This is a genomic window from Bifidobacterium santillanense, assembly GCF_018555385.1.
Taxonomy (GTDB): domain Bacteria; phylum Actinomycetota; class Actinomycetes; order Actinomycetales; family Bifidobacteriaceae; genus Bifidobacterium; species Bifidobacterium santillanense.
This window is the reverse complement of record NZ_JAFEJS010000001.1, coordinates 397,734-412,519: the sequence shown is the minus strand read 5'-3', so window position 1 is coordinate 412,519 and position 14,786 is coordinate 397,734. Positions and strand designations below refer to the sequence as shown.

Below are 14,786 nucleotides of genomic sequence, written 5' to 3'. Positions count from 1 at the left end.
CGCGTGCCCCGCGCTCACTTCACGGTGAAGCCCTGGGAGACGGCGTAGAGCTTCAGGCGCCGCTCCCACTCGGGCAGGAGGGCGGCGCTGTCGCCGCCGGGGCGCAGCGCCGGAGCGATCAGGCGCGTGAACTCGGCGTCGAGTTGGCTGTAGAACGGCAGATTGTCCCAATCGCGGTTCACTCGGGTCGCGGACTTCGCGTACACGTCGTAGATCGGCTGCTCGAAGTACGGGTCGGTCGTGCCGCGGCGCGTCAGGTCCTCCACGTAGCCGGCCGCCGCGGACACGCCGCCCGGCGCGCGCAGCTCCACCGACGCCGGGTCGAGCTGGAACCAGGTGATGAACGTCAGCGCCGCGCGTCGGCGGATCTCGGGAAGTCCCGCGCTGATCGCCATCGTCGAGCCGCCGATCTCCGCCGTCTGCACCGTCGAGGGATCGGCGAACGCCGGCGGCAACGCCACCTTCCACAGGCCCCTGTCCGCCGGATAGGAGGTGGCGAGGATCTTGCCCAGCCAGTTGGCGTAGGTGATGGTCAGGTACGAGCCGGAATCCGGCGGGGTCATGTAGCGGTTGTCCCACAACGGCTCGGCCTTGAGCACCGAGTCGTCGACGCACTGCTGGAGGAAGCGGGCCACCGAGACGACCATCTCGTCGGTCATGTGGAACGCGATCGTCGAATCATTCTCGACCGTCCATGGCCGGACTCCGGCCGCGCGGAAGAACGACAGGTAGTGCTGCACGTCGTTGGTGTCGAGCGCGCCCATGAACCGCTGGGGGTTGCGCGAGTGCAGCGCCACGCCCTCCTCGTAGAACTCGTCCCACGTGCGCGGCATCCGGAGCCGGTAGCGTTCCAGCAGATCCGTGCGGTAGAACATCACGGTCTGCGACTGGTCGCCGGGGATGCCGTACAGTTTTCCCGCGTAGTGCGCCGAACGCCATGCAGCTCTGTCTACGCGCGGCCCCAGATCGCGTTCGAGCCGCTCGTCGGTGAGATCCTGCAGGGCGCCGGAGGCGGCCAGCTGGGGGAGGGCGGTGCGCTCGACGTTGATGACGTCGGGCACCGAACGGTGGTTGATGACGCGCTCCCAGTACAGGGACAGCGTGTTGTCCTGCGTGCGCCCCTCGATGGGGTCGATGACGATGTGCGGATGCGTGCGCATGAACTCGTTGATGCGCGGCATCGTCTCGTTGAAGGCATTGGACAGCACCGTGACGACGATGGTGTCGCTCGAGCGCCTGATCTCCGCATACGGTCCCAGCTTCATCGTCGAACGCTTGTGGGGGTTCACCGAGTCGCGCGGCACGAACGCCGCCTCGAGGGAGATCGGTTCGGGACGGACGCCGACCGGGTTGCGCACCGCGTTCACCAGTGCGTCGGCCGCGGCGACGGCCATGTCCTCGCCCTTCATGTCGATGGTGGCGAGCGTGGGGGAGAGCAGCGACGACATTTCCGTGTTGTCGAAGCCGATCACCGACACATCCTCCGGTACGCGCAGGCCGTTGCGCCTCGCCGCCGTGATGAATCCGGCCGCGAGGTTGTCGTTGAACGCGAACACCGCGTCGGTGGGGCGGATGAGGTACTGGTCGACCGCCTTGGCGCCGCCGGCGATGCTCGGATCGCACTCGCGCACCACGCGGTAGGTCATGTCGTAGCGGAACGCGGCGGCGCGGATGTAACGGCGCCGGTACTCATTCGACCACGAGCTTGCGGGGCCGGCCAGATAGGTGATGGACGAGTGCCCCGTCTCCTTGAGCCGTCGCGTCGCGTCGTCGATGGCGCGTGCGGCGTCGACCGTGACGCTCGCCAGACCCGGCACGGACCGGTTGAGCAGGATGACCGGCTTGACCAGCATGATGCGCCGGATGTCCGGTTCGCTGAGTCTCGAGGAGAGCAGCGCCACGCCGTCCACGTTGCGCATTACGTATGACATGGCCTTGCGTTCGACCGCGGGCTTCTGGTCCGTGTCCAGGGTGATCAGGCCGTACCCCTTGGATTCCAGCCGGCGCTGCATCGCGTTGACCGTGGCCGCGTACAGGGAGTTGGTCAGGGTGGGCACGATGGCGGCGAGCATGCCGGTGGCGGGCATCCCTTCGCCCGAGCCGTCGGCATCGGGTGTCAGATAGCCGAGCTGCTCGGCGATGCGTCGGATGCGGAACTCCGTCTTCGCCGAGATGCGCCCCGGCTGGGACAGGGCCCGCGAGACGGTCGAGGGGCTCACGCCCGCCTCGCGCGCGATGTCGTAGATGGTGGTCTTGCCTCTCATGCCCGGTGCCTCCGATCGGCGTCGACGACGGTTCCGGCAACATTATGGCAACCTTTGGCAACAATCGCAATGTGGTGGTGCGTGCGCGCGAACATTAATCCTGTAAACGGTTCCGGGGCGTCGAGGCCCGGGCCACATGAACAAGTACAGCGACAAGTTCACCTGGAGGAACCATGTCCGTATTCATCACATCCGCGACGAGGGTGACCGGCGCGACGCCGTCGAAGGCGGTCGCGTTCGCGGTCGAGGACATCGAGCGCGACCTTGGGAAGACCGTGTCCCCGTCCGACAAGGCCGGCGCCGACATCGTGCTGGTCGAGGGGCCGCACAACCCGGAGACGTACGAGGTGCGCGTCGCCGACGGCAACCTCGAGATCCACGCCGGCGACGACTTCGGCTTCATCTACGGCCTGTACGCCGTGAGCCGAGAACTGCTCGGCGTCAAGGACTTCTGGTTCTGGAACGACCAGCGGTTCGAGCCCGTCCCGTCCATCGAGGTCGCTGACGACTTCACGCTCGTCTCGAAGCCGACCGCCGTCAAGTACAAGGGCTTCTTCGTCAACGACGAGGTGCTGCTCGAGGACTGGCAGGTCGACAACGACAGGGACAAGCCGTGGCGCCTCGCCTTCGAGACCGTCTACCGCCTCGGCGGCAACATGGTCATCCCGGGCTCCGGACAGCGCGGCGAGCCGCACCTGAGGCTTGCGCAGGACATGGGCTTCTACATCAACCAGCACCACGCCTGCCCGCTCGGCGCCCGCATGTTCGCCGCCGCCTATCCGGGCGTGCAGCCGAAGTGGCCGGAGGAGGAGCCCCGCTTCGAGGCCCTGTGGCGCGAGGCCATCGAGGCGCAGAAGGGCAAGCGCACCGTCTGGACCCTCGGCTTCCGCGGTCAGGGTGACCAGCCGTTCTGGAACGCCGACCCGCGCTACGCGACCGACGAGGCGCGAGGCAAGCTGCTCTCCGAGATCATCCAGCGCCAGTACGACCTCGTGCAGGAGTCCGATCCGGGCGCCCAGTGCGTAATCTACCTGTACGGCGAGGCCATGGAGCTCTACCGCGCGGGCGTGCTGACCTACCCGAAGCAGGTCGCCAAGATCTGGGCCGACAACGGCTTCGGCCGCATGGTCTCCCGCCGTCAGGAGAACAACAACCCGCGCGTGCCCGCCATGCCGACGAACGACGGCGACAACGGCATCTACTACCACGCGAGCTTCTACGACCTGCAGGCCGCCAACCACACCACCGACATCTGCAACGACCCGCGCCTCGTGGCCGGGGAGCTCGAGCAGGTGATCGAGCACGGCGGCGACGACGTGTGGATCATCAACGCCTCCAACATCAAGCCCCACGTGTACTTCCTCAACTTCATCGCCGCCATCTGGCGCGAGGGGAGGATCGACTTCGAGAAGGTCGCCAGGGACTACATCGCCGACTACTACGGCGCCGACAACGTCGACGCGGTCTTCGGCCTGTACGAGGAGTACTGGAAGGCCGCCGTGCAGTACGGTCCCAACTGGGACGACCACGCCGGCGAGCAGTACTTCAACCATGTGCCGCGCATGCTCATCACCCAGTGGCTGCGGGACCGTCAGGCCCCCGCACAGGACCTGCGCTGGATGCACGACGCCGCCACGCTCAGGGAGCAGATCGAGTTCTACCGCGGCCTGATCGTCCCGGCCGTCGAACGCTACCGCGAACTGTCCGACCACGTCGAGCTCGCCGCCATCGCCGCCGAACTGCGCGGCCAGGACGACGCGGCCGAGCTCATCCGCGACTCGATCGGCGTCGAGGCCGGCATCTACGAGCACTCGGTGGCCGCGTCCGTGCACGTGTGCGACGCCCTGCTCGCCGGCTACGACGAGGACTGGAAGCACGCGTTCTACTCCGCGGGTCTGGCGGCGGACGAGTTCACCGCCGGCGACCGCGCGATGCGCGACCGCGAGCACGGCGTGTGGGCGAACTTCTGGCGCAACGACTGCCTGACCGACGTCAAGCAGTCCGCCTGGGTCGCCAGGCAGCTCATGGGCTACCTGCGCTGCGTGGGTGACGGCCCCCACTACTTCCAGTGGCTGCGCGACTTCACCTACCCCGAGTGGGAGCGTGACGTGTACGTCATCATGAACATGGAGAACCACCCCACCGATCAGGAGATCTTCGAGGCCATGAAGGCCAAGTGGGCCAAGTGACCTTCCCCTCCGGCGCTCCCGCCGGGAGGGCCGGGAAAGGACATGCGCGATGACGGAGTGCCTTCCGTCGTCGTCAAGGAAAAGAAAAACCGTTCCGCGGGGTGCCTCCCGAGGAACGGTGGAGAACCCGCACGTGGGGTGCCTCCCACGTGCGGTAACGGAAAGGATGCTGCAATGACACAGCAGACAACCACCCCCAAGGCTAGTGCGCCTCAGGGACGCAAGATCAAGCTCATCAACGCGATCGGGTACGCGTTCGGCGACTTCTACGGCGGCGGCTTCGGCCAGATCGCCACCTACCTCACCCTCTTCTGGACCACGTTCGCCGGCCTCAAGGTCGCGCAGGCCGGATCCATCGTCGGCATCGCGACGATGCTCGCCGCCTTCTCCGCGCTGGTGTTCGGCACCCTGTCCGACAACCTGTACAAGTACAGGATCGGCCGCAGGTTCGGCCGTCGCCGTCTGCTGATCCTTCTCGGCGTGCCGCTGCTGCTGGTCACGATCCTCATGTTCGTGCCGGGACTGCCGTTCTGGGCGTACTTCGTGATGTACGCGCTGTGGATCATCGCCAACCAGCTCATCATGACCCCGTACTCGGTGCTCCCGAACGAGATGACCACCGACTTCAACGGCCGCACGATGCTGTCCACCACGCGCATGCTGTTCTCCGGCATCTCCACCGCCGTGATCCCGCTGGGCATGGCCGCCTTCCTCAAGGCGCTCGGCGACAAGCAGAGCTCCTCCTACACCATCTCGATGGGCTTCTTCATCGTGCTGTTCGCCGTGTTCGTGTTCATCGCCTACAAGTCCACCTGGGAGCTGACCCCCGAGGAGGCCGGATTCGACGAGGCCGCCATCGAGGCCGAGGCCAAGCAGCCGTTCGACTTCGGCAAGTGGCTCAGGGGCGTCGCCGACATCTTCGTCGGCTACTTCTCCACCCTGCGCAACAAGACCTTCCGCAAGCACATCCTCATCTACCTGCTCGGCCAGTCCTTCCTGGACATCTTCGGCCAGGTGTGGCTGTTCTTCGTGCTCTACAACCTCAACAAGCCGGTCGCCTTCGGCTCCGCCCTGCTCGGCATGGCGCTGATCGGCGAGCCGCTCAAGCCGGTCTTCGGCTGGATCTTCGCCAAGCTCGGTCCGCGCAGGATGTTCTCCCTGAACTTCGCCGGCGCCATCCTCGGCCTGCTCGGCCTGTGGGGACTGTGGCAGACCGCCGCCCAGAACGACACCGCCGCCTGGAACGCCGCGCTCTACGTGGTCATGGTCTGGTGGCTGATCTTCCGCGCCATGACCTGGTTCATCCCGTGGAACGTGTTCCCGTTCATCCCGGACGTCGACATGATCATGGCCGGCGAGAACCGCGGCGGCCTCTACATCGGCTTCCAGCAGTTCGCCCGCAAGATCACCGCCGGCCTGTCCGCGATGGCCTGGGGCTGGTTCCTCGGCGCCAACGGCTTCGTCGAGGACGCCTTCAAGGCGGGCAAGCCCCAGCCCGACCAGGCCGTCAACGCCATCGGCACCGTGCTGGTGTGGTGGATCATCGCCGGTCTCGCCGTCGCCTGGATCATCTCCTTCACGATGAAGCTCGACAAGAAGACCGACGCCGTCCTGCTCAAGGAGATCGACCGTCTCAAGAACGGCGGCCTGAAGAAGGACGTCGACCCGGACACGAAGAAGGTCGTCGAGCAGCTCACCGGCATCGCCTACGAGAAGTGCTGGCCGCAGACCACCGAGTGACGCCCGACCGACATCATGATTCGGTGTTCGGCGCCCATGTCCCGATGGGCGCCGATCCGACGGCGGTGCGGTTGCAGACGCGCCGCCGTTCCCGTTCCGGCTCCCCCTGTGTTCTCAGGGGGAGCCGTCCCGCGTTCTGCAATATGGAAAACCCGGCTCCGCGAAATCCGCGGCCGCTACAATGAGCCGCGTTACTGGTGAATCGGGCGCCGCATCGCGCCAAGGAGGAACAATGGCAGAGATCACATGGAAGTCGATTCTCACCAAGCTGGTCGGGGGAGACCACCTGAGCGCCGAGGAATCCGAATGGTTCGTCGATGATCTGATGAGGGGCAACGCCAACCCGGCCGCCGTGGGCGCGGCCCTGGCCATGCAGCAGCAGCTGGGCCTGACCCCCGAGGAGGTCTCCGGAGCCGCCAAGGCCATGGTCTCGCACGCGGTGCCGCTCAACGTGAGCGGCGAGACCACCGACATCGTCGGCACCGGCGGCGACGGCTTCGCCACCGTGAACCTGTCCACCATGGGATCGGTCGTGGCCGCCGCGGCCGGCGTGAAGATCGTCAAGCACGGCAACCGCGCCGCGTCGTCCAAGTGCGGCGCCGCCGACGTGCTCGAGGCGCTCGGACTGCCGCTGGAGCTCAAGCCCGAGGCGGTCGGCGAAATCGGCGACGAGGTGGGCATCACCTTCGCGTTCGCCCGCACCTTCCACCCGGCCATGCGCTTCGTCGGCCCGATCCGCGCCGCGCTCGGCATCCCGTGCGTGTTCAACGTGCTCGGCCCCCTGACCAACCCGGCCAAGCCCGCCCATGTGGCCATCGGCTGCGCCAAGCGCGAGGTCAGCCCGATCATGGCGGCCGTGTACGCCGCCAACGGACAGTCCGGCATGGTCTACACCTCCCACGAGGGCCTCGACGAGCTCGCGCCCACCGGCCCGGTCTCCGTGTGGGAGATCCGCGACGGCAAGGTCACCGAGACCGAGTTCGACCCGACCGTCGAACTGGGGCTGGAGAAGATCGACGTCGCGCAGCTCAAGGGCGGCGAGCCCGAGGTCAACGCCGCCGCGTTCCGCGACTTCCTCGCCGGCAAGGACATTCCGGCCCGTACGACCGCCCTGCTCAACGCCGCGTCCGCCATCGTGGCCGACGGTCATCTGGTCGGCGACGGCACGCTGGCCGAGCGCTTCCGTGAGGCCTACACGATCGCCGAGCGCACCGTCGACTCCGGCGAGGCCCAGGCCCTGCTCGACAAGTGGATCGCCACGGCCAAGTCCAAGGCCTGACCGGGTCGTCCGGCCGCGACGCCGATGCGGATGCGCATCGGCACGGCCGGGCTCTCGATTTGTGAATTCGCACCCGCACAGCCCCTTCCCCACGGAAGGGGCTTTTCCGTACGCCCCGACCCGTCCGTTTGGCAACTTTGGCAACCGCCGGCAACAAAACGTCTCCTCCGATATCGTGGATGGCATCAGGCCGATGAAGGTCGATGCAGGCAGGAGGACAACAGTGAGTTCGTTCACGGAATTCGGGGCGCTGGTCAAAAACCGGCACAGGCCCAAGGACAAGCCGACGGATACCAAAGTGGCATTGGGATTCCTCGCGCCGTGGCTCATCGGCGCGTTCTTCCTGAGCCTGATCCCGATGCTGTATTCGCTCGCGATCTCGTTCACCAAATACAACATGATCAAGCCGCCGCGGTTCGTCGGCCTCATGAACTACCGGCACATGCTCGCCGATCCAAGGTTTTTGAGCTCGCTTCAGGTGACGCTCACCTACGTGGTCGTCTCCGTGCCGCTGCAGCTGGTCGCCGCCCTCGCCCTCGCGGTGGTGCTCGACCGCGGCATGCGCGGTCTGTCGTTCTACCGCTCCGCCTTCTACCTGCCGTCGATGCTCGGCGGGTCGGTCGCCGTGGCGGTCCTGTGGAAGATGGTGTTCGGCTCCGACGGCCTGTTCAACGCGTTCCTCGGGTTCTTCGGCGTCGACACCTCGATGAGCTGGATCGCCAACCCCGACACCGCCAACTGGACGCTCGTCGCCCTGCACGTCTGGCAGTTCGGCTCGCCGATGGTCATCTTCCTCGCGGGGCTCCGCCAGATCCCGCGCGAGCTGTACGAGGCGGCCAGCGTCGACGGCGCCGGAAAGTGGAGGCAGTTCCGCTCGATCACGCTGCCGATGCTCTCGCCGATCATCTTCTTCAACCTCGTGATGAGCGTCATCAACTCGTTCCAGACGTTCACGCAGGCGTACGTCGTCTCCGGCGGCACCGGCGGACCGTCCGACTCCACGCTCTTCTACACGCTGTACCTCTACCAGCAGGGCTTCGCCTCGCTGCGCATGGGATATGCCTCCGCGCTGGCCTGGATCATGGTGTTGATCGTGGCCGCGCTGACCGGAATCAACTTCGCGCTCTCGAAGTTCTGGGTGCACTACGATGACTGACACGACAAGGACATCCGTCATGACCAACGATATGACATCCGCATACGCCGACCTGGGGCCGGGGGAGGGCATGCGGCCCGACCGCGTCCGCGCGGCCGGACGAGTGATCATCTCCATCATCAAGCAGGTCGTCGTGCTGCTGCTCGCGATCCTCATGCTCTACCCGATCCTGTGGATGATCGCCAGCTCCCTGCGGCCGCAGAACGAGATCTTCACCAACATGGGACTCGTCGTCACCCATCCGCTGTGGGAGAACTACGTCGCCGGGTGGAACGCGCTGAGCCACCCGTTCGGACGGTACGTCCTCAACTCGCTGATCATCGTCGTGTTCGCGATCGTCGGCAACATCCTCACCTGCTCAATGGCCGCCTACGCGTTCGCACGCCTCAACTTCCGGTTCCGCGGCGTCCTGTTCGGCTTCATGCTGCTGATGCTCATGATCCCGATCCACGTGGTCGTCATCCCGCAGTACATCATGTGGAACTCGCTGCACATGATCAACACGTTCGTGCCGCTGATCGTGCCGAAGTTCCTCGCGATGGACGGGTTCTTCACGTTCCTGTTCTACCAGTTCCTGCGCGGGCTGCCGCGCGACCTCGACGAGGCCGCCAAGATCGACGGCGCCGGGCACGCGCGCATCTTCTTCCAGATCCTGCTGCCGCTCATGAAGCCGGCCATCGGCACGTGCGCCGTGTTCACGTTCATCTGGACGTGGAACGACTTCTTCAGCCAGCTGCTGTACCTGACCAAGCCCGACATGTACACCGTGCCGATCGCGCTGCGCACGTTCATCGACTCGCAGTCCCAGTCCAGCTACGGCCCGATGTTCGCGATGAGCGTCGTGAGCCTCATCCCGCTGTTCCTGGTCTTCACGTTCGGTCAGAAGTATCTGGTCCAAGGCATCGCCACCACGGGAGGCAAGTGATGTTCAATCGTATGTGGAGAAGGTATCTGGCCGCGGTGATGGCGGCCGTGGCCCTGTGCGTGTCCGCCGCGTGCGGCAGCTCGGTCGGTGCGTCCGACGTGCCGGTCGTCCCCTCGGACGGCGACGTGACGATCCGTCTCGACTGGTGGGGCGGCGATTCGCGCGTCGAGACGACCGAGAAGGCGGTCGCCGCGTTCGAGAAGCTGCATCCGAACATCCACGTCGACATGGAATACTCCGACTGGACCGGCTACTGGGACAAGCTCGCCGTCCAGTCCGCCGGCGGCAACGCCCCCGATGTCATGCAGATGGACGAGCTCTACCTCGCCTTCTACGGGTCGATGGGATCGCTGCTCGACCTGAACAAGGCGTCGAAGTACCTCGACCTCGACGGCATGGACTCATCGCTCAGGTCGATGGGCGTGGTCGAGGGCAGGCAGGTCGCCGCGCCCGCCACCACCGCCCAGTACGGCGTCATCGTCAACAACGCGGTCCTCAGGGAGCTCGGACTCACCCTGCCCGACACCGACCATTGGACGTGGAGCGAATTCGCCGACTTCGCCGGGCAGGTCACCGAGAAATCCGGCGGGAGGATCATCGGATCGCTCGCCCCGAACAACGGCTACGCCCTGCAGCTGTGGGCCCGACAGCACGGCGATCGGCTGTTCGACGGCAACCGCATCGTCATCCCGCCCGAAACGCTCGCCTCGTTCCTCAAACTGCCCGCCGACTGGGCCGTCGACGGCGTCGAGGGCAGCCGCGAGCGGTGGAGCGAGAACAGTGCCGCCGCGCTCAACGACAGCGACTTCGGCAAGGGACGGCAGGCGATGATGATCACGCAGGCCACGATGATCACGCCGTACGCCCAGGCCGCCGGCACCGACGACATGTCGATCGTGCCGCTGCCGCAGATCGATCCGGGCTCCAGGACCATGTACCTCAAGCCCGGCATGTACTGGTCCGTCTCGTCGCAGTCCCAGCATCCGGCCGAGGCCGCCATGCTCGTCGACTATCTGATCAACGACGGGGGAGCGGGAGCCATCCTCGGCACCGAACGCGGCATCCCCGCCAACGACGGCATCCGCAGGGCGCTCGCGAAGGACGCGACCGGCACCGACCGCAAGGCGCTCGCCTTCATCGACAAGATCCGGCCGACGCTGGGCGACGCACCGTCGATCACCCCCAACGGCGCCTCGGAGCTCGACAAGACCATCATCCGCTACCAGCAGGATGTCGTCTTCGGCAAGCGCTCGGCGATCGACGCGGCACACGCGATGATCGCCGAACTGCAGGAGTCCATCGACTTCGCGTCGTGATCCGGGAACCGTGATCCGGACATGCAACGGGCCCTCACCTCATCATCGAGGGGAGGGCCCGTTGCATGAGTCGGAGCCGCTTACACCCGCGCGCCGTCGTCGAACTCGTCCTCGCGGGTCTCGGTGTGGCCCTTGTGTTGGACGATCAGGCCGCCGGCGCCGATGAGCATGCACAGACCGAATATCGGGCTGAGGATCCACGTCAGGAACGGCAGGAACGCCGAGACGATGATGCCGGCCACGCCGGCGATCAGCATGATCCAGAACACGAGCTTCGACTTCCTCACCGGACCGATGCTCGGGTTCGGGGGAACGAAGTCCTCCCCGGCGTCCAGCACCGTGTCCGCGTCCAGCCAGCTGGAGCCGGTGAAGTCACGCGGGCCGTGCGTCGATCCCGTGCGGGAGAAGGACGACGGGTCGAGGTCGCGCACGTGCAGGAGCATCTCCTTCTCCCTGCGCTCGGCGTGCTTCTCGAAGCGTTTCGCGTTGCGCGAGGAGGCCACGGCGTCGAGGTCGTCCTTGTGTTCGGCCTGGAAGGCGGCCCACGCCTCGTTGAGATTGCCGAGATCCGGTCCCTTCCGCGCGTTTCCGGCGGCTCCGTTGCCGCCCGGCGCGGGGTTTGTGCGCTCGTCACCCGCGTTGGTATTGTTGAGTTCAGTCATACTCACCACTTTAATCTGCCGCGGGTGTTTGCGCGGGGAGGGAAACGCAGTGCTCTACTGGTTCTTCGTCAAGGTCTTCGGTCCCATCGCTCGTCATCGTCTCGGCCCCACCGCCAAGGGGTTGGAGAACATCCCGCGCAAGGGCGGGGCGATCATCGCCGCCAACCATCTCGCGGTCATCGACGATGCGCTCATCCCCATCACGTGCCCGCGCATGGTGCACTTCATGGGCAAGGCCGAGTACTTCGAGGGCAAGGGCCTCAAGGGCAGGTTCAAGAAGTGGTGGTTCACGTCCGTCGGCGTGTTCCCGGTGGACCGTTCCGGCGGCAACAAGTCGCTCGGCGCGCTCGAGCACGCGCGCGAGATCATCGAGGACGGCCATCTGTTCGGCATCCACATCGAGGGCACGCGCAGCCCCGACGGGCGCCTGTACAAGGGACACACCGGCGTGGCGAGACTCGCGCTCGAGACCGGCTGCCCGATCGTGCCGACCGCGCTGATCGGCTCCGACAAGCTCCAGCCCATCGGCACCACGATCCCCGCGAAGGGCAGGACCCAGGTGATCTACGGCAAGCCGATCAAGGTCGAGCGCAAGCCCGCCGACGAGATCACGCACGACGACCTGCGTTCGCTCACCGACCATCTGACCGCCGAGATCCAGAAGCTCAGCGGTCAGGAGTACGTGCCCGAGTACGCGCAGAAGGTCAAGGCCGAGCTCAAGGCCAAGCAGGAGGCCGAGGCCGGGGATCGATAGAAGATACCCTCCCGGCCCGTCGCCCTCGGCATCGCGGGCGCGACGGGCGCGGCAAACGAACGGGGCGGGCCCCGACCGGATCTCATCGCCGGTCGGGGCCCGCCCCGTTCCGTATGCCTCGCGCATCACCGATGGCGACGGGACGTGCCGTACGCCCCGTCGCCGCATCTCACACGACCGTGAGCGTGACGACGGTCTTCTTGCCGCTCGTGTCGCGCACACGCACCTGCTGGCCGGGCTCCGGGTCCTGCAGACGCACCGTGTGCGTCAGGTCGCCGAGCGGCGCGGTCTTCTGCACGTCCAGCCCCAGCGCCTGCAGGGTCTTGGCGGCGTCGTCGTAGGTCTGGCCGCGCACGTCCGGCATCGTCACCATCTCCGGACCCTTCGAGACGACCACGTCGACCGAATCGCCCCAGTGCAGCTGCGCGCCCTTCGTCACGGACGCGGAGATCACGTTGCCCGCCTCGACGGTGTCGCTGTACTGCTCGGTGAAGTTCGACTTGAGCTTCAGATCGTTCAGCGACTGCGCGGCCTCGTCCTTGGAACGGCCGACGATGTCGGGCATCTGCACCGGCATCGGGCCCTTCGACAGGGTCACCGTCACCTCGGCGTTGTGCTTGAGCGTGGTCCCCGGATCGGGGGAGACGCTCAGCGTCACGCCCTCGGGCAGCGTCTCCGAGTACGCGTCCTTCGACTCGTCGTGCTTGACGTTCGTGAATCCGGCCTTCTTGAGCGCGTCCAGCGGCGCCTTGCCGTTCGCCGAGCTCGGGTCGAGGATGTCGGTCGGGATCGTCGCCATCCTCACGCCCTTGGAGACGACCACGTCGAGCGTCTGCGTGTGCCGCTTGCTCACGTGGGCGTCGACCGTGGCGTCCGCGCCGCCGATCTTCGCGGAGATGATCGACCCCGCGGCGACGGTGTCGCTGTACTCCTGCGACGTCTTGTACGGGATGCCCGACACCTTGAGCGTGCTTTCGTACGACTGCCACTTCGCGCCGGCGATCGTGCACGCCTGCCCGTCCGTGCAGCTCACGTCCGCGGGCTTGGGCAGCGCCCAGTAGCTGCCCGGTCCGAGGTAGTACCACCATGCGCCGGCGCCGCCGCCCGCCAACGCGAGCGTCAGCAGGACGGACACGGTGATGATGATCGCCTTCCTCGCGCCCCCGCGGCGCTTGGCCGGTTTCGGCGCGTCCGCCTGCCCGGTGTCGTCCGCCGGGGTCGCGGCGTCGCCGGACGAGGATGCGGCCGGCATCGCCCGCGTCTCGCCGGTGGGGGCCATCGGCGGCATCATCCGGGTCGCGGCGTCGCCGATCGCGACGGTCGGCTGCACTGCGTCGGCCGTAGGCGGCGCGGGGGGAGCGGCGGCGGCCGACGGAGCGGGCGCCAGGGGAACCGGAGGCAGACGGGACGACCGCAGCGTGTTCGCCTCGATGTCGGAGGAGCCGTCCGCCGCGCCGGCCTCGTCCCGGGAACGCTCGGCGGCGGGGGAGCCGATCGCCCCGGGCTCGCCCGGGTTCGTCGCGACGCCGGCGAGCATGGGGCCGGCGGCGACGGGATGCACGTCCTGCCCGGAACCGACCGGCCTGCGGTACTGCCACGCGTCCATCGACAGCGTGCCGCTGATGCGTCGCAGCTCGTCGAGCGCGGCCGCCGCGTTCGCGGGACGCGCCTCGATCGCGCGCGCGGTCAGATGCTCGATGAACTCCGCCACCGCCGGGTCGATGCCCGGGCAGACCACGGACACGGACGGCACGTCCTCGTGCACGTGCTTGAAGACCAGCGTGACCGGATTGTCGGAGATGAACGGCACCTCGCCGGAGAGCATCTCCCACGCCATGATGCCGACCGCGTACAGGTCGCCCTGCGGCGTGGCCTCGTTGCGTTCGATCGTCTCCGGCGGCAGGTACGCGGCCGTGCCCAGCAGCATGCCGGTGGAGGAGAGCGTCGCCTGCGAGGTCGCCTTCGCGAGACCGAAGTCGGTGATCTGCACGCGGCCCCGGTCGTTGAGCATGATGTTCTCCGGCTTGATGTCCCTGTGCACCACGTTCACCCGGTGCGCGGAGGCGAGCCCGTCCAGGGTCTCGGCCACGATGCGCAGCGTCTCGCGCACGGTGAACGTGCCCTGCAGGTTCATCTCGTGACGCAGGTTCACGCCGTGCACGTACTCCATCACCAGGTAGGCGAGACCGTTGAACTCGCCGGTGTCGTACACCTGCACGATGTGCGGGTTGGCGATCTGCGCCGCCGACCGGGCCTCGCGTTTGAACCGTTCGATGAACTGGTCGCGGTGCGGGCCCTGCGCCAGCTGCGTGTGCATGACCTTGATGGCGACCGTGCGCGCCAGACGCTCGTCGCGCGCCTCGTACACCGTGGCCATGCCGCCCTGCGCGATCCTGCGCACGATGCGGTACCGTCCTTCGATCAACTGGCCTTCGGGCGCGTTTGCGGCTTCACTCATAGTGGTTATCGTAGATTCCTCGATGTGCTGGAAATGTCACGGA

Annotated in this window: 10 protein-coding genes; 7 read left to right on the top strand and 3 right to left on the bottom strand. The window is 66.8% G+C overall.

Annotation, left to right across the window (positions count from 1 at the left end; translation table 11 throughout):
• Nucleotides 1–14: 14 nt before the first annotated feature.
• A complete protein-coding gene (locus JS528_RS01910) occupies nt 15–2,264 on the bottom strand; it encodes an extracellular solute-binding protein (protein WP_214357396.1) in 2,250 nt (749 codons plus the stop codon).
• A gap of 173 nt (nt 2,265–2,437) precedes the next feature.
• Between JS528_RS01910 and JS528_RS01905 the strand changes: the two genes are divergently transcribed.
• From JS528_RS01905 to JS528_RS01880, 6 genes are all read left to right on the top strand, one after another.
• Nucleotides 2,438–4,453 (top strand): glycosyl hydrolase 115 family protein, encoded by a 2,016-nt coding sequence (locus tag JS528_RS01905; protein ID WP_214357395.1) that lies wholly within the window; start codon nt 2,438–2,440, stop codon nt 4,451–4,453.
• A gap of 174 nt (nt 4,454–4,627) precedes the next feature.
• Nucleotides 4,628–6,193: an MFS transporter gene (locus tag JS528_RS01900; RefSeq protein ID WP_214357394.1), complete on the top strand. Its 1,566-nt coding sequence runs from the start codon at nt 4,628–4,630 to the stop codon at nt 6,191–6,193.
• 232 nt (nt 6,194–6,425) lie between these two features.
• Entirely contained in the window at nt 6,426–7,472 is a 1,047-nt protein-coding gene (trpD, locus tag JS528_RS01895; protein ID WP_214357393.1) for an anthranilate phosphoribosyltransferase, read from the top strand.
• Between the two features lie 223 nt (nt 7,473–7,695).
• Complete coding sequence (locus tag JS528_RS01890; protein ID WP_214357392.1) at nt 7,696–8,628, top strand: carbohydrate ABC transporter permease; 933 nt, start codon at nt 7,696–7,698, stop codon at nt 8,626–8,628.
• A gap of 19 nt (nt 8,629–8,647) precedes the next feature.
• Nucleotides 8,648–9,553, top strand: a complete 906-nt coding sequence (locus tag JS528_RS01885; RefSeq protein ID WP_240541240.1) for a carbohydrate ABC transporter permease — start codon at nt 8,648–8,650, stop codon at nt 9,551–9,553.
• Nucleotides 9,553–10,869: an ABC transporter substrate-binding protein gene (locus JS528_RS01880; protein ID WP_214357391.1), complete on the top strand. Its 1,317-nt coding sequence runs from the start codon at nt 9,553–9,555 to the stop codon at nt 10,867–10,869. Before JS528_RS01885 ends, JS528_RS01880 begins: the two co-directional genes overlap by 1 nt.
• An 80-nt stretch (nt 10,870–10,949) precedes the next feature.
• Here the strand turns inward: JS528_RS01880 and JS528_RS01875 are convergent, their stop codons facing one another.
• On the bottom strand, nt 10,950–11,531 hold the full coding sequence (locus JS528_RS01875) for a hypothetical protein (protein ID WP_214357390.1): 582 nt from the start codon (nt 11,529–11,531) through the stop codon (nt 10,950–10,952).
• 49 nt (nt 11,532–11,580) lie between these two features.
• Between JS528_RS01875 and JS528_RS01870 the strand changes: the two genes are divergently transcribed.
• Nucleotides 11,581–12,285: a lysophospholipid acyltransferase family protein gene (locus tag JS528_RS01870; RefSeq protein WP_214357389.1), complete on the top strand. Its 705-nt coding sequence runs from the start codon at nt 11,581–11,583 to the stop codon at nt 12,283–12,285.
• A gap of 169 nt (nt 12,286–12,454) precedes the next feature.
• Here JS528_RS01870 and JS528_RS01865 read toward each other — a convergent pair whose 3' ends face one another.
• Nucleotides 12,455–14,743, bottom strand: coding sequence for a protein kinase domain-containing protein (locus JS528_RS01865; protein WP_214357388.1), 2,289 nt, complete (start codon nt 14,741–14,743; stop codon nt 12,455–12,457).
• Nucleotides 14,744–14,786: the final 43 nt, after the last annotated feature.